General features: G+C 36.4%; 12 protein-coding genes and 1 pseudogene. 8 read left to right on the top strand and 5 right to left on the bottom strand.

The window, feature by feature from the left end; genetic code table 11:
* From ACJ9PY_RS09490 to ACJ9PY_RS09480, 3 genes are all read left to right on the top strand, one after another.
* Window positions 1–1,125, top strand: coding sequence for an AbrB family transcriptional regulator (locus tag ACJ9PY_RS09490; protein ID WP_098936060.1), 1,125 nt, complete (start codon window positions 1–3; stop codon window positions 1,123–1,125).
* A gap of 403 nt (window positions 1,126–1,528) precedes the next feature.
* Window positions 1,529–2,851 (top strand): citrate:proton symporter, encoded by a 1,323-nt coding sequence (locus ACJ9PY_RS09485; protein WP_328132037.1) that lies wholly within the window; start codon window positions 1,529–1,531, stop codon window positions 2,849–2,851.
* Window positions 2,852–4,324: 1,473 nt separating this feature from the next.
* Complete coding sequence (locus ACJ9PY_RS09480; RefSeq protein WP_411739875.1) at window positions 4,325–6,562, top strand: M14 family metallopeptidase; 2,238 nt, start codon at window positions 4,325–4,327, stop codon at window positions 6,560–6,562.
* A gap of 299 nt (window positions 6,563–6,861) precedes the next feature.
* On the opposite strand, the gene ACJ9PY_RS09475 is transcribed toward ACJ9PY_RS09480, so the two are convergent.
* The gene (locus ACJ9PY_RS09475) at window positions 6,862–9,495 is read right to left on the bottom strand and encodes a zinc-ribbon domain-containing protein (RefSeq protein ID WP_411739874.1); all 2,634 of its coding nucleotides are present in this window, start codon (window positions 9,493–9,495) and stop codon (window positions 6,862–6,864) included.
* Between the two features lie 384 nt (window positions 9,496–9,879).
* Between ACJ9PY_RS09475 and ACJ9PY_RS09470 the strand changes: the two genes are divergently transcribed.
* Window positions 9,880–10,374: a pLS20_p028 family conjugation system transmembrane protein gene (locus ACJ9PY_RS09470; protein WP_411739873.1), complete on the top strand. Its 495-nt coding sequence runs from the start codon at window positions 9,880–9,882 to the stop codon at window positions 10,372–10,374.
* Between the two features lie 797 nt (window positions 10,375–11,171).
* On the opposite strand, the gene ACJ9PY_RS09465 is transcribed toward ACJ9PY_RS09470, so the two are convergent.
* Window positions 11,172–11,990 carry an ABC transporter ATP-binding protein gene (locus tag ACJ9PY_RS09465; protein WP_411739872.1) on the bottom strand — a complete coding sequence of 273 codons (819 nt, stop codon included), beginning with the start codon at window positions 11,988–11,990 and terminating at the stop codon, window positions 11,172–11,174.
* Between the two features lie 380 nt (window positions 11,991–12,370).
* Window positions 12,371–14,422, bottom strand: coding sequence for a helix-turn-helix domain-containing protein (locus ACJ9PY_RS09460; RefSeq protein WP_411739871.1), 2,052 nt, complete (start codon window positions 14,420–14,422; stop codon window positions 12,371–12,373).
* A 135-nt stretch (window positions 14,423–14,557) separates the two neighbouring features.
* Here ACJ9PY_RS09460 and ACJ9PY_RS09455 point away from each other — a divergent pair, with 135 nt between their 5' ends.
* The 3 genes and pseudogenes from ACJ9PY_RS09455 to ACJ9PY_RS09445 all read left to right on the top strand — a co-directional run.
* The gene (locus tag ACJ9PY_RS09455) at window positions 14,558–15,787 is read left to right on the top strand and encodes an MFS transporter (protein WP_411739870.1); all 1,230 of its coding nucleotides are present in this window, start codon (window positions 14,558–14,560) and stop codon (window positions 15,785–15,787) included.
* A 12-nt stretch (window positions 15,788–15,799) separates the two neighbouring features.
* Window positions 15,800–17,254, top strand: a complete 1,455-nt coding sequence (locus ACJ9PY_RS09450; protein WP_411739869.1) for a M20 family metallopeptidase — start codon at window positions 15,800–15,802, stop codon at window positions 17,252–17,254.
* Window positions 17,255–17,360: 106 nt separating this feature from the next.
* Window positions 17,361–17,479 (top strand): annotated as a pseudogene (locus ACJ9PY_RS09445) (SDR family NAD(P)-dependent oxidoreductase); the annotation flags it as partial.
* A gap of 105 nt (window positions 17,480–17,584) precedes the next feature.
* On the opposite strand, the gene ACJ9PY_RS09440 reads toward ACJ9PY_RS09445, so the two are convergent.
* The gene (locus tag ACJ9PY_RS09440; RefSeq protein ID WP_411739868.1) at window positions 17,585–18,088 is read right to left on the bottom strand and encodes a hypothetical protein; all 504 of its coding nucleotides are present in this window, start codon (window positions 18,086–18,088) and stop codon (window positions 17,585–17,587) included.
* 61 nt (window positions 18,089–18,149) lie between these two features.
* Window positions 18,150–18,503: a hypothetical protein gene (locus tag ACJ9PY_RS09435; protein WP_411739867.1), complete on the bottom strand. Its 354-nt coding sequence runs from the start codon at window positions 18,501–18,503 to the stop codon at window positions 18,150–18,152.
* A gap of 658 nt (window positions 18,504–19,161) precedes the next feature.
* On the opposite strand from ACJ9PY_RS09435, the gene ACJ9PY_RS09430 reads away from it, so the two are divergent.
* Window positions 19,162–19,368, top strand: coding sequence for a hypothetical protein (locus ACJ9PY_RS09430; RefSeq protein ID WP_411739866.1), 207 nt, complete (start codon window positions 19,162–19,164; stop codon window positions 19,366–19,368).
* The last annotated feature ends 250 nt before the right edge of the window (window positions 19,369–19,618 follow it).

Raw genomic sequence — 19,618 nt, 5'->3', positions numbered from 1 at the left:
ATGAAAAAGTGGGATTTAAATGATGCAAGCAAGACAATCCAATTTTCAGCTGCACTTCTAACTGCTTTTATTGGAGGCAGTCTTTTCTCTCTTATCAGGTTGCCAATCCCCTGGCTTCTAGGGCCAATGGCAGCCCTATTAATTGCATCACGTTTCAAAAACGTTAAATTAATTTGGCCCGTCTCGATGAGAAATACTGGATTAATTATTGTAGGTTATTCAATTGGCATCTCTTTTACCAAGAGCTCACTGTCTGACATGATTAGTCACCTTCCCTCAATGTTGATCCTTACAACCTTAATTGTCCTTGTGTGTGTATGTACAGCTTTTGTTATGTCAAAATATTCCGGCATTGACTATCCTACCTCCTTAACAAGTAGTATACCTGGAGGTTTGTCACAAATTGTTGTGTTTGCAGAAGAAATGAAAGGTATTGATATTACGACCGTAACCTTTTTCCATGTTACAAGAGTGATAATGGTTGTTTTCTTAGTTCCCCTTTTAATTTTCAGTCCCATTTTTGCAGCGAATCGTACCAATGATTCCTCTAATATAATGGATAACGTTATTCCAGAGTGGAGTGATTTATTTCCTCTGATCTTTCTGTTCGCGCTTATTTGTTTTCTCGCAGCAAGAATAGGTAAAATATTCAAATTACCAGCTCCTTACTTTTTAGGACCAGTAATTGTTACTGCTGCAATAGGTCTTTTAGGTTTGCAGGGACCACCACTTCCTCCTTCACTTCTTGATATATCTCAATTTATGGTTGGCGGTTATATCGGTTTACTATTAAAACCGGAACAACTTGACAACAAAAGAAAAACCTTATTATTTGCTTTGATGAACGGACTGATTTTGATCTGCGCAACAATGTTTTTTAGTTTTCTACTGACCCATTATTATGATTTATCGACTATTACGGGTTTTTTAAGTTTAGCCCCTGGTGGAATGGATCAAATGGGAATCATTGCACAAGAAGTAAATGCTGATGTATCTACTGTTACCAGCTATCAACTATTTCGGATGGCTTTTATTTATGCCGCAGTGCCTCCATTACTAAGATTGGTATTAAAATTAAGTTTAAGAAAAAAAGACAAGAACAGTAACGTTAAAACTAAATGTTAATTAAAAAAGGAGAGAGCTTTGCTCAAGGACACTGAAAAAGTCTGATTTATAAAGAAAAGAAGGTCATCATTCACAATATTAAGATGATGACCTTCTTTTTAAATACTAAAAATAGCATTAAATTTTTAAAAATTTCTTTATTGTATCACTTATCCTTTGGCTTTCTTTGCTCTCCTCCCTCCAATCTTTTTTTTAAGAATAAATTATTTTGATACCAACACAAAAAAAATATGTATTTAACTTATTGTTCTCCCTGTATTACCTTTAATTAAGAAAAGCGCATAAGCATAATGTAAAACTTATTAATCTACCAGTTAATTTTTTATGAAGAGTCACGAAATTAATTCTTAGTCATCCAGAGATCAATTGAAAGCGCATTCAAAATTTGGGAGGGGATTTATTAATGTTTCTTACAATTTTAGGCATCTCCATGGTTACCGTTTTTACCTATTTAATTATGTCCAAACGTTTATCACCCATTGTTGCTTTAACTTTAGTTCCGATCGTTTTTGCTGTAGTTGGTGGTTTTGGAAGCAAAATTGGCACTATGATGATGGAAGGCATTAAGCTAGTCGCTCCTTCTGCAGCTCTATTATTATTCGCCATATTGTTTTTTGGCATTATGATAGATACGGGCTTATTTGACCCACTTATCAAAAAGTTATTAGAAGTTGTCAAGGGAGATCCTGTCAAAATTTCGATGGGTACCACAATTCTTGCATTACTTGTGGCCCTAGATGGAGACGGTACAACAACGTATATCATTACTGTTTCAGCTATGTATCCACTTTATAAACGAATCGGTATGAATCCATTGGTTTTAGCCACTGTAGCCATGCTGGCTTTAAGTGTTATGAGTGGTATGACCCCCTGGGGCGGCCCTGCTACCCGAGCAATAGCAGTATTGGGACTTGATGCATCCGAATTTTTTGTTCCACTTATTCCTACCATGATCGGTGGTGCTCTTTGGGTTATTTTCGTCGCATTTATTTTAGGGAAAAGAGAACGTAAACGACTTGGTGTAATACACATAGAAGAGTTCAAAAATGAAATAGCTGCTACTGTTGAAAATGAAGCCACTGAAACATTTCCTCATATTGACATTAAACGTCCTCGTTTTTTGTGGGTTAACTTATTAATTGTGGTAGGCATTATGGTCATGCTTATTATGGGATTGGTTCCTTCCCCCATTTTATTTTTGGTCGGTTTCGCTATAGCTTTAATGGTTAACTACCCCAATCTGGAAATGCAAAAAAGACGTATCTTAGCACATTCTGGAAACGCTTTAATTGTTGTTCTATTAGTTTTTGCGGCAGGAGTATTTGCAGGAATCTTTTCCGGTACAAAAATGGTTGATGCTATTGCTAATGGACTGGTTGCGATAATACCTGCTTCATTAGGACAGTTTTTTCCTGTCATTGTTGGCATTACAAGTATGCCATTCACTTTTGTTTTATCGAATGATGCCTATTATTTTGGAGTTCTCCCTATTCTTGCAGAAGCAGCATCAGCCTATGGTATTAGCCCATTGGAAATTGCTCGTGCTTCTATATTGGGACAACCCGCTCATTTAATGAGTCCACTTGTTGCATCAACCATTCTATTAGTTGGTATGGTTGATAAAGACCTTGGAGAATATCAGAAATTCGCATACAAATGGGCCATCTTGACAACGTTAATCTTAACAGTATTAGCTATTATTAGTGGTGCTATTTCTTTTATGTAATTTATAAAAGTCCTTGTATACTTGTTTGCAAGGACTTTTGTGGCATTTTTCAGCTAGATGGTTTTTTGATACAACTTTGTTGTTAGGTAAAGTTCTATGATTGAAACCATGAAATAAGATTGGAAAACTGAAGTAATTACTGATATTATGTGGATCTATTGGATTAAAGAATGTAAATATTTTTATCATTCATTATGTTAATGTAAAGCATGTCCTTCAATTGACTTACTTACCAAGTTCCATTTCTTTTTCAACCGTTCCACAAAACGCTCATTGATATAAGTACGGACAAACTGGTCCTTTTTCCAAATCGATGTCTTTTCTAAAAAGGCTGTTTTAACATACTTTGTTGCTATTTACCAGGTAGTGAGTTGTGGTTGATTTCCCCTCCAGATGCTCGCTTTCCTTGGTGCGGGCGGTGAGCCTCCTCGGCGTAAACGCCTGTGGGGTCTCACCTGTCCCGTTGCTCCCGCAGGAGTCTCGCACTTCCGCTCCAATCAACCTTAAATAGTTTCGTTTTAAAAACAACAATCTTTACGAAAAGAGCCTCTAAAAAAAACACCCGCTTAAGGCGTTGATCCTCAGGCAAGTTGGACCATGCCTGGTTCGCCTCCTCTTCCAGTGAACTTTCAATCTTTCTCTGGATCACCATCGCTTGATAATACTAAAAAAGAGAATATATGACAATCTACTAGAGTTCAATAGATTCTCATGCATTCTCATGTAATAGACTATATTCGGTTTTTTAATAGCAGATTCTGCTTCTGTGCGGTTGTTACTTGCTTGTAGCACTTTTACCATGTAATAGCCACCATTTCCATGGTTTCAATTTTTACGGTCATTTGCTGAATGTGATTTTTTACTATGTGATTTTTATTTATGGCGGCAGTTTTTGCAGACTTTGATGGTTTGGGATGTTTCAGTTTTGTGCGGGTAGAGAAGCTTTACTCCTGTTCTTTCACACAGTGGGCATTTCCCTCTGCCATTTGAAGGCAAGTAGCTGATTGATTTTCCTCGGTTTCTTTTTGCCATTCCCCATCATTCCTATTCATAATAATTCTTGTTTCTTTATTAAATGTTGGACTGGCACAAAGGTTGATAGGCATTTGATGGTTTTTAACAATAGAGCCGCAATTCACATGAAATATATTACAACTTTCCTTTTACAAAATTAAACAAACAACAACAATATTAAACAATAAAAACAGTTGATTACCAATATACAGTTTATAGGAATTATAATGGAATAAAATCCAGTAATTTTGTACTCCTGAAATTACTGGATTTCGAGTGGCGCAGTACTTTTTAAATAGGAAAAACAGTCTAAAATTCAATCTTCTAAAATAAAGTATTATATTTTCTCAATAAAATTTTTGTATTTTTAACTGCCTCTGATTTTACGACAAGATATTAAGTACATTCAACTTACAATAAGCTTGTATTAAAATTTTTAGCATTTTGGGGGTGCAGTTTTTGACACAACAGAAAAAGCAGAAATGGAAAAGGAATTTAGTGGTGATGACTGCCATAACCGGACTAGGGTTCTCTACATTCTATACAAGCCTAAGTATTCCGGTTGCAGCGGTCGAACAACCTGACCAGCCGATTCCTAAGAAAGAAACGGTCTCAATTGTTCAACTTGTAGTACCAAATGATAAGGCAAAGGACAAGCTTCTTGAGCTTGGAATTGACCTTACCCACAGAATCGAAGCACACGACGGAGTCTATGAAGTGGATGCCGTTGTCACACCAACAGAAATTGCCATGTTAAAGACCTTTGGCATCAATGTAAAAGAGACCCTGATCACCGAAAATCAATGGAGCACACGCGTGGCAGAGCGGCAATCTACTGTCCAGCTGCAAGCCAGTCTGGCAGCTTCCGAGGATACACTTAAAGTCCTTAGGGCAAACCATTTTACCAATCAATCAGGCACCTTCCTATATCTCGAAGTAAAATCAAGCGCCGGTGCGACTGCTAGCACAGCACTTAAAGCAACTTGGACCGAGAACGGTGAGGAAAAATCTGCTACACTTTCTAGATTGGTAGATTACGGTGAATATTTTTATCACTATTTGCTTTTACCAGTTAGCGCCATTCCTTCATCTGTTAAAATTGAAAGTAATCTTGGAGGAACAGCTACGAGCACCATTACTGAATGGTTAGGGAAAGAGCCGAAACATCCAAAAACAGATTATGTTACGGATTTTGTTGACCACTATATGGCACCAAATGAATTATATGAACGTGCCGAAAATCTTTCAAAAGAATTCCCGAACTTGGTAGAAATCATTGATATGCCAAATAAAACAAATGGTTACAGACGTCTTGCCCAAGCAACTATCGGCGGCACGACCAATCTCGCAGTTGTTGTTTCCTCAAAAGCATGGGGACATGAAGGCGGGAATGATGTATCGGTAGAATTCAAGAATCCGGGAACCAATAATGCACCACTAAAAGTGACTGTGGATGGTACCAAGATTTTAGTAGATTTAGCTACTGATTCGTCAGGAAAGGCAACAAGTACTGCCGCACAAGTGGTTAAAGCACTGAATGAGAATGCTAGCCAACTTGTCACTGCGACTACATACCGCGGTAATACTGGTGCTGGTGTTGTCGCACCAACTACAAATGCTGCGATATTAACTGACGGCTTGAAAGCTGGGGCAGACGTTTCCCGTGATCCTTTCACAGTAAAAGCGATCCGAATCGGCAAGCATCGTGACGGTTCTAAACCAGGTGTTCTTGGATATGCTCAGGAGCATGCCCGTGAATGGGTGACCCCACTCGTAACAATCGAAACGGCGGAAAGACTACTGCGAAACTATAATCAAGATAGTGAGACAAGAAAGCTTGTTGATAATCTTGATATATTCCTTGTACCTTCAGTAAACCCTGATGGTGCTAATTACAGCTTAAATGATTACAATATGCAGCGTAAGAATATGACCAATCACTGTGGCCCCACTGCCTCTGATCCTGGGTACCGAAATAATTGGGGAGTTGACCTTAACCGCAACCATTCTGTTGGTTCCGTTTTTGATGGCTATATTGGCGGAGGTACAAGTTGCACGGGAGATACTTACGCTGGACCAGCTGAAAACTCTGAGCCTGAAGGAAGAAACCTTGTCTGGCTTGCTGACAAAAACCCAAATATTAAGTTTGCAATGAATATTCATAGTTATGGCGGCTACTTCATGTGGTCCCCTGGTGCTTACGATTCAAAACGTACTACACTGCCACGCCCATCAGCTGGTGAAGAAGCGTTTTACTGGGCAGCTTCTGATAACATCTTAAATGATATTCAGGACCACCGCGGAACGGTCATTCTACCTAGTCGTACAGGTCCAATTCCTGACGTACTATACTCTGCTGCAGGTAACTCTGCGGACTACCTATGGTATGAAAAGGGGATTTATGCCTGGAACTTCGAAGTAGGGGCAGATTTATGGAATAAGGATACAAAAAGATGGCAGGCAGTTGGATTCCAGCCAGCCTTTGTAGAAGGTCATGAAGAAGCAATGGAATTTGCCAATGGGTTGATTGGCTTAATTAAAGTAGCCTACAACAGTGCAAAAGACCATCAGCCGCCTTCCTCAAAAGCTACACCTGGAAACGGTAAATACACAGGTCCGGTTGATGTTAAGATTGAAACAAGTGAGCCAGCCACGATATATTATACGCTTGACGGCAGCCGCCCATATTTCCACTAATTTGTAACATGCTTAACGTAAGTTAACACATGCTAACTAACCCGCGTTATTATGCGTTTTTTTATGACTTTTAATGTAACATCTTTAACTCAATTCAAGGAGTAACACAGGGTTGCGTTACCCTTTTGTTACTCCACTTTTATCAATGTGAATTGAAATATAGATTTTTATATTGAATAAAACCTGGTAACTATTTTATTAATAAATATTAATCTCTTCGTTCTAATTCACAAGGTCTACAAAAAGCTACACCCAAGGTTCCTTGCTCAAACACCTTACCGCATTCCGGACAAATTTCATTATTTACCACAGCAAGGTTTCTGTTTTTTTGTAGTTGTGCGTTTTACCATTTCCTCTTTCCACTCATGATTACATTCTTCACAGAACCACCAAACAACCATTTTTGAATTAGGAGCATATCCGTAAGGATCTCTTTTATTTTTGGTAGGATGCCATTGCTTTCCTAAATATGGATAGTGACCACCAAAGCTTTCTTCTGGCAAAAAACGCTTTCCCGAACAGTAAGGACACTTGGTTAAATCTGATGTTCTGGAACTCACAAGAGTTTCCCAGATATGTCTTTCGTTATTTACACATTGCCAAGTTATTCTTTTCCCCGATTTAGAGGATAGACTCCAGGGATTAATTCCTTCATTCAAGATAGGGTGCCATTCTTCGAGCATACCAGGGAATAATGCAGCAAAGCTTTCCTCTGGTAACACTCGTGTCTTTGAGCAGTACGGGCAACCCTCACCATGATGAGTACGTCTATTAATTCCTATTTCCCATATATGCCGTTCATCCCTCTTGCACTGCCATGTCACTTTTTTCCCTGATTTAGGTGTCAACTGCCATGGGTCTACTTCCTCGTTCAATTTTGAATGTAGTTCTGAGAGCAATGTTGGATGTAGGGCAGCAAAGCTCTCTTCTGGCAACACTCTTTTTTTGGCACAATAAGGACAGCCTTCTCCTCTAATACGGTACCAAACGGGCATATCCCAGATATGGTTCTGTTCCCTTTTACAGCGCCACCATACTTTGCCCATAGGTTTTAATAATGGATCATCCGGATTAATTCCCTTATTTTGTTCATAACACCATTCTTCCATAAGTTTAGGATATTGAGAAGCAAATCCATTTTCAAAGTATGTTCTTGTACCTGCACAATATATACAAGTTGTTTTTCCATTCACTCGATACGCAATATTCATTTTCCATACGTGCTCTGAATTGTTTCGACACATCCAATACACAGATTCTTTGGAGTTTGGTAATACATCATTCGGTGTTACATCTCCATTTAATGTTGGATGCCATTCTGCCGCAATCTCTGGATATTTACCCTGTAATGAAGATAATTGATTTAAGATTTTGCTTCGGCAAACTGGACAGCCTTTGTCTTTTCTGCCTGTTCTTTTAGATATTTCCTCTTTCCATTCATATCCACATGAACAAATCCACCAAGCCTCAATATCTGATCCATATGTAATACCGTATGGAATGTTTGCTTTATTAAACTTTTGATGCCATTGCGCAGCTATATCAGGGTGTGTTGTAACAATAGAGTTACAAATCGGGCATTTTCCCCCTCCGTTTTTTCGTTGTTTCACTGGTGCTTCCCACTCATGCCCTTGCTCGCATTGCCACCATACAACTTTATGAGAATTAGCAAAAATATGTTCTGGACTTACTACACTATTCTTTGTTAGGTGCCATTCTGCTGTAATCTCTGGAAATAATATTTTTAAACTTTTTTCTTTTTTATTAGTACGGTACTGACTCAAAATTTCTAATCTGTCATTAAACGAAGAAATAGATTGCATGGCTTTTTGAATTAAGTCTTTCTTCTTTTCATATATAGATGGACATAGTTTTTTGAGATGCAAACCCAAGGAAATAAAAATTTCAAGAATCACTCTATCTAACGATGAATAATAACGACCCTGCGAATAATAATGAGTCAACAATAATGCATCATGTAATCGTATAAATGGTAATCCATCAGAACGTACACGTATCAGTTGGACTCCCGCTTCTTTCAGAACATAGTTTTTCTGTTCATCGTTTTCCTGTTGCCTGTTTCTATCATGAAAAGGTCTTCCATCATACTCCACAGCAAATTTAACAGATGGAATATAGATGTCTATTTCTTGCTTTTTATCTTTAAAAGTTTCATGATAAAACTTATTTTCAGTGTCTTCCATCACTTGTTTCAAGTAAAAATGAATTGCCTGTTCTGGAAAAGATGTCTTTTGACCTTTCCAACACTTTGGGCATCCTCGATTTAATCGATCTACCACTCTTGCTTGCCATGTGTGGCTTTTATCAAATTGGCATTGCCACCATACACGTTCCGATGAACCAAACACTACTTCATAAGGCGTCAGCTCTCCATTTAATTTAGGATGCCATTCTTTCGCAATGTCAGGATAAGCAGTTGCTAAGCAGTTATCATCACATACTTTTTTATTACTACAATATGGACACCATGTATTAGAATTTTTAATATCGTTGGGTATTACTTCAAACCTGTGCCCTTTTTGGCACTCCCACTCCAGAGCCGTCATAATATTTACATAAATTTCTGATAAACACTTACCAGCGTTTAGTTGAGCAAGTTTATGCATATCTTCAATCGACAGTCGATTATGTGTTGTACTTTTGTGTAATTTTTTCGAAAGACTCACTTCTTCTTCTTCCAAGGATTTAAGTATCTGTTCTAAATATTCAGGAGTTAATTTTCTAACCTTAGCACAGAATGGACACCAGCTATCATAAGATTTTAAATCATTCAAACGTTTTTGAAAGATATGACCTTCCCTACACTTAAAAAATAACTTTTGCTTATTATTAATGTATCTTTTAGATAAACAGACTCCCCCCTTTGCTTGAGCGAGTTTTTGAATTCCTGCTATATCCATCCTTACAGGCACATTCTACACATCCTTAAAAAGTCTTTAAGTTAATTCATTGTAGCTTTAAAATAAAGTTTAATCAAAAACGTTCAATAAACCCATATTCTACGGAACAAAAAAAGAATCCATTTTATAAAAAAGTTTGATTAAAAATCACTTAGAATTCTTTAATCGAAAAGGAATGAAACGGCTTTTTTACAAATGGTATAACTTTCAGCAGTCATCCAGACCTAAATCTTAAAAAGTCATAAAAATTTGATGCAACGGGTTGGAAAACAACTGAGCTAAACCATTCAAACCGAGTTCCAAAAGATCGAATTTTTTTGAAAATTAATATTACACAGGCGATTGATAAGGATTTTGATCCCGCAGGGGAAGCTAAAGAAATGTCTGAAATAGGACTTGGGGGTTTTTTCTAATCGTTTGGAGTATGACGATTTAGGTAATCCAAAGGAAATTGAGTTAGATAATGGTTGGTTCACTGCGTTTAAAGAGAAGTATTACCGTTGGGATTGGAACTTTGGGACAATCGCCATAACATTAGCTATTACAGCATTCACTATGCTGACAATTACTATTAAGTTAGCAAAACTTTTCTTTGAGTTAACATTCAACTACGTATTAGCAATCATTTTAGCCCCTTCTGATATTCATTCAGGGCAAAAGACAAAGCAAATCCTTCAAAGTATCCCAAATACTTTTCTAGTGACAATTATGATTTTCCTATCAATGAAAATCTATCTGATTGGTACAGAGTTTATTACCGATAAATTAGATGGTGTCGCCTATTTAATTGCATTATTTGCTTTCTCTCTTGCTGTAATTGATGGTCCCAATATCGTTGAACCGTTATTTGGTATTGATGCAGTACTGAAATCTAGCTGGGGTGCCGTATAGCCGGTGGTTATGCTGTTGCAAAAGGCGTAACGGGTGCAACAAAGGGTACTGCAAATACTCTGAAAGGATTATCAAAAGGTAAATGGCCGCATTGAAGGGTGTAAGTGGTATTCCAGGAGTTGCAGGAATGGCACAAAGCCTTTTAGATCAAAAGGACAGGACCAATCCACAGAACAGACTTCGTATGGTTCTAAAAGTGGTTATTCTGCAGATTTAAAAGCACAAAATCAAAATCAAGAAAAACAAAGTCCAAATGGTTCGAATGGTTCCTGGAAAACCGAAACTTGAACGCAAGAAGTTGCTTTTTCAATTGAACAAGAAATGGTACAGCAACAACAAGAAGGGCAAACAAGAATAGGGAAAGTAATGGGGTTACATGATCAAATGATTATTGTATTTTGATTGTATTTTGATTGTTTTTTAATTGCTCGATATCACTTTTTAATTTTTCAAGTTCCATTATTATCTTCCTTCCTTTTTGAATCATCATTTTTAGTTCTTATGGCAACATGCTTAACGTAAGTTAACACATGCTAACTAACCCGCGTTATTATGCGTTTTTTTATGGCTTTTAATGTAACATCTGTAACTCAATTTAATGGAGTAACACAGGGTTGCGTCTCCCTTATAAAGACACCTACCATTCTTCATATTGGGATAAATTAAGATGTCCTAACGACTATTATTATGCCTCACTAAATCAAGTTATTTAATTTGGCCTCCATGGAAATGAGTCTATATTCACCTTTTAGTTTTACCATTACGAACGCTATACTTTACTCTTCAGCATACTAGGTTTATTTTTTCTCAGAAAATAACAGGGATTTAATCCGGATCCAGGGACGCTCATTCTCCCATTCTACTTTGACTGGGACACAAAAGGTCTTTTCCAATAATGATTCGGTTAATACGTCCCTTTTTTCTCCTTTATCCATAACGTTCCCCGAATTGATTAACAGAGCATGGGTTATAGATGGTACGATTTCTTCAATATGATGTGTAACATATAAAATGGTTGGGCCGTTCGGTGCAGCAGTCATATCTTCAATAGATGCTAACAGCTCTTCTTTAGAGTAAATATCCAGTCCATTGCAAGGCTCATCTAAGATTAATAATTGCGGTGAAGACATAAGGGCCCTTGCAATCATTACTTTTCTTTTTTCACCTTGAGAGAGTGTGTGGATAAATTGGTTAGACAAAAATTTGATTCTGAATTGGTCAAGTAATGCTTTTGCTTTCTTTACATCATCCTCTGTAATTTCCTCATATAATCCAATTGAAGCAAATTTTCCGCTTAAAACTACTTCAAGTGCTGTATCATTTGGGCGTGACTGATATTCCTGATCTAATGAGGAACTGACCCAGCCGATGGATTTCCGCAGTTCAGGAATATTCGTTTTTCCAAAAAGATTTCCTAAAACTGACACTTCACCACTATTCGGCCATTGATAACCTGTAATCATTTTTAAAAGAGATGTTTTCCCTGATCCATTTAGACCTAGAAGTGCCCAATGTTCCCCTTTTTGGACCTCCCATGAAACCCCATTCAATAACAGCTTTCCATTTCGCTTCCAGATAATATTTTTAAGTGAAATGATGCTTTTCGTTCGACTCACTTTTTCTCCTCCTTAAGGTATTAAAGCCTTTTACAAACGGTTTTCCACATGTACGGAATTTTTAAAAATGTTTCCTTGGTCCCTTGCTACGTTAGTAGACGAGAACCAATGTCCCCTAGCAACCAGGGGTAGTGTAAAAAACAAATTAACTGAATAATGTAATTATACTTACATTTTAACATTTTAAAATATAGGTTCTATCTTATAGAGCTCCAATTTGTCGCATATATAAAGATTAGTGTTTTTACAATGATTGAAGTTTGCAGGACTGCAAACTGTTGCCAGCCATAATCCAAGTGAACACTTTACCCCGTTTGTTACAAAAGCGAAAGTTCTCTTAACTGCAGCTTAACAAACTGTTAATAGCAATATTGCGGTAGTCAGGTTAGTGAGACGATTGAATTTCTTAAATAACATGCAAGTTGAACTTTTAAAATGTCTTCTGGATTCGAAAAGGAAATTTGAAGCTTTTCTTCGATCCTTTTTAGCCTTTGATATAAAGTATTTACATGGATATGCAAATTTTTGGCTGTTTGTGTAGCTTGACGGTCGTTCTCCATATAGGCAAGCAGGGTTTGTTCTAAATCCAAAGTACCGTCTTTATCAGATTGGAGGGGATTAAAAACTTCATTTACAAAAGAGTTCAAGTCATCAATGGGTTGGTGAATAAACAGATGATTTATGCCAATATCCTGATAATTAACGATACTTTTAAGCTGTCTCGAGATTAGAAAGGAAAGGGCTTTATCCGCTTCGGAGTAACTTTTCGCTATATTATCCATACTTGGATAGCAGGTACCTATCCCTATTTTTAGCGTTTCTTCATGCACATTAATCCAGTTGGAATGAATAAGCGCTAATCTCCTTTTAACATAATCTTGATCTGCAAAGTTATTAAATTGACATACCAACGTCACTTTATTTCCATAACCAAAAACGATTGAAACAAATATTCCTAACTGCTTTTTAATTTGGGCAATAAGTTTGTGCATTTGCATATTAACAAAATGGAAATCTGCATGAGGATGTAGATGAATTACGATTGCCATATAATAGGGATGATCATTAATTCTAAGCTCACTGGCCTTCTTTCGTATCAGGTTATATTCTTGGCTCTGAATAAAATCATTGAATAGATCATTTGTTTTTTGATAAAAAGAATCCACTAATGTTTGTTTTCTGATAATCTCTAATGCAATTACTGAGCTTGCCTGTTCAATAATCATTTTGTTTAAAGGAAAAAGGTCATCTTCCTCCATTTCTACGGCCATTATTCCAATTGGAACATCAATAGCAATAATAGGGTGAATATACAATGACTGACTATTATAAGACTCAGTAAAAAAAGATTGAGTTGGTAATTTTGTATTTAACTTTATCAGTTCTGAAGGAAGCTCCACTTTCCATGCGGTTGGACTTGAATATAATTGATCATCTGTTAAGTCTACTATCATTAATGGATGGTTTATCATCTTTTTTATTTCAATTGCGATTTTTTGTAAACCTTTACTTTGAAGAGATAGTTTTATTAAAGAATTGTGTATGGTATCTCGTTGAATTAAAAGGTCATTTTGTTTTTTTAGATTTTGGTATAGCTTCGAATTTCTTAAAACAATAGAAACCTGATCGGAAAAACTTTCTAACAGTTGTTGATCATCTTTCGTTAAAAGAGGATAAGCACCATTTTGGTAGACGATCAATACACATAAAGTACTCTCTTCAACCTTTATTGGAACTGAAATAATGGATTGTAAATCGTCAAATTGGACAGAGTTATACAAATGAAAAAGATTACCTGGTGAAATATTAGAGGATTCTGAGAGAATTCCCTCTATATTTGTAAGAATAAAAGATTTATTATCTTTAAAGGTTTTTCCGATAATTCCCTCCCCAACCCTCATTCTCATTTTTCCAATTTCTTCATTAGGACCGCCTGTCCATGCTTTAGGAAAAAGCACCTCTAAGCTTGGTTCGTATATCCATAAAACTCCCATATTAGCTACAGGTATAACAGATAAGGCATTTTCTAATATTTTTTTTAGCAAATCATCTAAATCTTCGTGTACGGATATATCACGGATGCTCTCCATCATTTTGTTCCTAATATATTTTTCTCTATCTAGCATTACTTGCAAGTAATGTAAATCGATTATCGTTTTAAGTTTTTGCTTGCTTTCGATTTTTAATACGGATGATTTGCTGAGCCTAAGGACAATGGTTGTATGATTGACATAATGATAGTAAATATCGGTGTAATTTTCATGGGTGCGAATTTTTTCATTGAAAAATCTTTCTGGTATGGGTGTTTCTTTGTCAAAATGATGAGATATAACAAGTGAAAAATCTAATCCATTTAGGCTTTGCCACAGCTGAAAATGTGAAAAGCAACAGTCACCCACTAAAAATTGTTTGATTTTCATCAATGTTTCCACTTTATACAACCTCCATAGGAATATGTAGACCTCCACATAGCTTATGTAATTATTATATAGAACCAAACATTGTTTGAATAGTTAGATTTTTTTATAATTATACAGAATTCAACTAATTTCGCCAGGAGGAATTATATGGTATCTAAATTGTCGCAGAACTGGAAGTATGTCATTATCATCTTGCTATTTTTAGGATGGTCAATTGGAAACTTTGATCGATTTTTTATGAATTATGCGATTTTAGGTATTTCAGAGGATCTACATTTAAGTGCCTCCCAGACTGGAATTGTTTTAAGCAGCTTTTTTGCAGGCTATGCCTTAATGCAAATTCCCGGTGGGTGGCTCGCAGATCGGTTTGGTTTCCGAAAAATCATTATCATGGCTGTTTTTGCTTGGTCCGTCTTCACGATTTTGTCGGGAATGGCGTGGTCCTTCATGTCCTTAATCCTCATTCGATTTCTTTTTGGACTTGGAGAAGGCAGCTTTTTTCCATCTGCGTCAAAAGGTATTGCGAGCTGGTTTCCACAAAATGAACGTAGCCGTGCCATGTCCTTCATGCTCACTTCTGGGACGATTATGGGGGTAATAACACCAATAATAGGTACCCAGTCCATGCAAAGTATCGGTTGGAGAACAATCTTTTATATTGCGGGTGCCATTGGTATTATATTTGCCTTCCTCTATGTATTTTTTATAAAAGAGCGGAAAGATTCAACTGTAGGAAAAAGCGAAAACCATTTAAAAAATAAAGCGCCTTTAAGAGAAGTTTTAAAAACTCCGATTATCTGGAATTTGTTCATAGCCTATTTTGCCATTTATGCAGTGCAATGGGGATTAATGGCGTGGATGCCAACTTATTTAGTAGCGGAACGCAATCTCGACTTAACATCAGTCGGGTATATTTCAGCTATTCCAGCGTTTGCAGGAATTATTGCGATGATTGTAAGCGGCTATATTTTGGATAAATTACCTGAAGGGAAAGATAAGGTAATTGCAGCTGTATTTGCAGTATTAACGGCGGTTTTTCTATATTTAATGGCTTATGCACCAAATATAGCAATGTTTGCTGTCTATCAAAGTGTTGTTACTGTATTCATGTCGTTTAATATTATTCTGATCATCTCAGCTCCATTAAAAATGCTGTCTGAAGAGGTTGTAGGTACTGCAAATGGGTTCATTAATACCGGAGCCCAATTCGCTGGGGTTCTTACTCCGATGTTAATAGGATTTTTAGTCGATGCTTTTGACGGTTCTTATACAGTTGCTTTTATTATGCTGATTATGTTTGCTCTATTGTGTGCGGGATCTTTATTTTTAATTCGCACTAAGAAAGAGGTTCCTTCTTTCAAAAATAACGCAATTTAGGAGATGGAAAAATTGACTACTCTATCAGAAAAAATTACAAATTTAATCGATAATAAACGCACCTTGTTTACACAGCTAAGTGATCAAATATGGGAGTTTGCAGAAACCAGATTTGAGGAATTCCGTTCAGCTGATTTGCTTAGCGAGGCAATGGAAAAGGAAGGGTTTACCGTAAAAAAGGGAATAGCTAGTCTTGAAACAGGTTTTGTTGCCTCATATGGATCTGGTCATCCGGTCATTGCGATTCTCGGGGAATATGATGCCTTGGCAGGGCTAAGTCAACAAGCACGCAGCGGTATATCTGAGCCCATTATTAAAAATGGAAATGGCCATGGCTGTGGACATAATTTGCTGGGCGTAGGTTCCTTAGCGGCAGCTATTGCGGTTAAGGATTATTTGATGGAAAATAAGCTTGGTGGAACAGTAAAATATTTTGGCTGTCCAGCAGAAGAAAGTGGATACGGGAAAACCTTTATGGCAAGAGACGGTCTTTTTAAAGATGTTGATGCTGCCTTCTCATGGCATCCTTCAACAATGAATGCTGTAATGAACTCCACTGCCAATGCTGTCATCCATGCACACTTTAAATTTAAAGGGAGAAGTGCCCATGCCGCTGCATCACCACATTTAGGAAGAAGTGCCTTAGATGCAGTCGAACTTATGAATGTTGGAGTCAATTATTTGAGGGAACACATGATTGATGAAGCTCGAATTCATTATGCTGTAACCAATACAGGAGGATTGGCTCCAAACGTTGTTCAGGCTGAGGCCGAAGTAACATACTTAATCCGTGCACCGAAACCAGATCAAGTAAAAGAGCTTTATGACAGGGTAGTTAACTGTTCCCGCGGTGCGGCACTTATGACGCAAACGAAGGTTGATTTCGAAATTCAAGGTTCCTGCCATAATTTAATCCCTAATATGACCCTTGAAAAAGTGATGCACCAATATATGCAGGAAATAGGAGCTCCTCTTGCTACTGAACAGGATATAAACTATGCAAAAACAATCTATGAATCGTTGACTGACGAGGAGAAGCGTGCGGCAGCTTTACAAGTTGGGAAACAAGGAGCTTCTCAATTAGCAGAACGACCTATTGCCGAATTTATCGTTCCTTTTTCTGAAAAAGAAACATTTATGGGGGGGTCTACAGATGTTGCCGATGTTAGCTGGAATGTTCCAACTGCACAATGTGTTACTTCCACCTGGGCGTTTGGAACACCCTTTCATACTTGGCAGGCTGTCGCACAAGGTAAAGAAAGCTACGCCCATGATGCCATGTTATTAGCTGGAAAAGCAATGGCATGTACGGCTATTTCGGCTCTTGAAAACCCAGAATTACTTGATAATGCTAAAAAAGAGTTAGCTGAAAGACTCGATGGGGAAACGTATACCTCCCTAATTCCTAAAGAGCTTACCCCTCCGAAAAATAAACAAAAGGGTATCAAACAAGAATTGTTTAATTGATAGTTTGATCAATGAAAAATAAAAATATCATTTAGATTCATTACGGGAACCATAAGTAAAGGTGTTGCTTGTAATAATAAATAAGCCTACTCGAGAGTGATCTCGAATAGGCTTATTAGTTTTAATCACTGGCGCTTCATCAGGAATTGGAGAAGTAACTGCAAAATACTTGGCGAAAAAAAACCTAAAATTGTTTTAGGCGCTCGTCGCGAAGACAAATTAAAAGCAGTTGCAAATTTGAGATGTTTAAATATAAGTTATATTAATCGTTAATGTTGATATTTGGATACTAAAAAAGAATGCCTATATATAGGCATTCTTCATCGTTTTTTATGACCATTTTTCTTCATCATCAATCCATTGATTATTTTTTAACTCATATGATTTAGTATCGTCGTGGAAAACCAAGAACGATGGTAAATTCAATATATCCCCACCTGATTTTTTCCAACATTGACCAAACCAATCTGTAAACGCTTTTTGTTCTAACTCGTATATTTCTGGATAGTTTTCTTCGTAAAAATTATCAACAAAATTATCCAATGAATTGTCGATTAACTGATAGTATGTTACATCAGGAATTACATCAACACTACCTGCAAAAACAGTTGTGTCATTACCTTCATAGAAAACTTCGTTAGCTTCTCTATCCATAGAGAACATCCTTATTGAAATTTCAAAATTTGTAGGCTCAATAAATGCGGTAAAATCCAACAAATCTATTTCAGAAAAATAGTTGTATGTAATGATATTTTTAAGGTTACCTACTAACAAATCTGAATGTTTCTCAAGGTTAGCTTTAATAGAATCAATATAATTATCGACTGTTAACATATTGTATTTTCTCCTTTTTTAATGCCTTATTTAAACAAATGCACCTGCTATTATGAAGTCACTAAGCTAAATTTTGCTTACGGAATCCATATCTATATAAACCTAGAAAGAAAGGATACATAATGATAAGTGTGAAAGCTGTAACGAAAATCATTCCCCCTACTCCAAGTTCTGGATCATTAAGCACATCCAACATTGTGTATGCAAGCACTTCAATTACAGTAATTATAAATATGAATTTCCAGAATGACTTTGATAACAATTCTTTGTTATATACATAACCAAAAAATCCAATTGTGGAAATAATACTGATAACAGTATCCGTAGTTTCTATCACCGGACCATGAACCGCTTCTACAAACATTGAAGCTATCGATATAGCTATAATTAGCCAAAAGTACATTTTCCAGAGCATTTTTTACACTTCCCTACTAATTAAAATGACCCTCTCAATTTTTCCATTTCTAGTATATCAAACCAACCTAGTAAAATGGGCTTATTTTTAAAATAATCCTTTTGAAGCGCATCTAATACAATATACGCTCATTAAACCCAAAATACCTAGAATTAATTGGGTGTTTATATTTGCAACAAAAAAAAGCCCTCACAATGAGGACCTCGAAAAAACCTACTCTTATGTAAATCTCCCGGAAATTGTTTCATCGAGCAGATCTTGATGGAAGAGCTCTATAAACTTATCTAGCTGTTCTTCAATCACCACGAGCAATTCTTCCTCCGTCTTATATTATTCAGAGCACGTAGTCTAGTATTAATTTTTAATAGCTGCTATAAATTCAATCTTATAATATTCGATTGTTGCTGGCCGTAGATTCCCTAAATAACAATCTCTATTGAAAACTTCAAAAGATTCTTCATTGTTTATTCTCTTTCTCCATTTAACAGAACTCTTCAAGACCTCGTTATTTTTCCTTAGTAAATTTTATAGTAGAACAATAATGTTTTAAATTCTTTTTTAGATGGGTATAGAAAAAAATGTTAATAAAATTTCTAGAAGGTGCATCTTTTAAGAGAAAAATAGAATTCCTTACCCATTCTAAAGGAGAGAGTATTCAGTGAAAAAACATACTACTAGAGATGAATATGGTAACTTTCGAAATGCAACGCTCGAAGATTTAGAATTAGAAGATGTGAAATCCTTAGTTATTGCTTTAGGTATAGCTATTACGAGATACCAAGAATGGGGATATGATGAAAGTCCTGAAATGAGAGATAAATATGAAAATTTTCTAAGACTTAGAAAAAAAATTAATTCCCCGTAAATAAATTTGAAGCACCGATAACCAATAGTGGGTTCTCTTAGGGGGGAATCGTATCTATTTTCACACCCCTTTTTATCAAGGTTTTTGAAAAATTTTCATTTCAAATCGTAATAGCTATCTGTTAGTCTATGTTTATTTTTTTTCAAATGCTCATACTCACTCAGGAGTATTACAATCTCCTTAATGGCTGCTCATTTTCGAAGTTTTGGCACTACAAGAAAGTACAAAAAGTTATAGGGAGTCGCCTTGA

The sequence above is a fragment of the Peribacillus sp. S4 genome, from assembly GCF_046715815.1.
GTDB classification, from domain to species: Bacteria; Bacillota; Bacilli; order Bacillales; family DSM-1321; genus Peribacillus; species Peribacillus frigoritolerans.
Note: the sequence above shows the minus strand (reverse complement) of the source record. Positions and strands in the feature narration are given on the sequence as shown.

Coding starts and splice junctions, on each gene's coding strand:
- ACJ9PY_RS09490 (WP_098936060.1), top strand. CDS start 1: ATGAAAAAGTGGGATTTAAATGATGCAAGCAAGACAATCCAATTTTCA.
- ACJ9PY_RS09485 (WP_328132037.1), top strand. CDS start 1,529: ATGTTTCTTACAATTTTAGGCATCTCCATGGTTACCGTTTTTACCTAT.
- ACJ9PY_RS09455 (WP_411739870.1), top strand. CDS start 14,558: ATGGTATCTAAATTGTCGCAGAACTGGAAGTATGTCATTATCATCTTG.
- ACJ9PY_RS09440 (WP_411739868.1), bottom strand. CDS start 18,088: ATGTTAACAGTCGATAATTATATTGATTCTATTAAAGCTAACCTTGAG.
- ACJ9PY_RS09435 (WP_411739867.1), bottom strand. CDS start 18,503: ATGCTCTGGAAAATGTACTTTTGGCTAATTATAGCTATATCGATAGCT.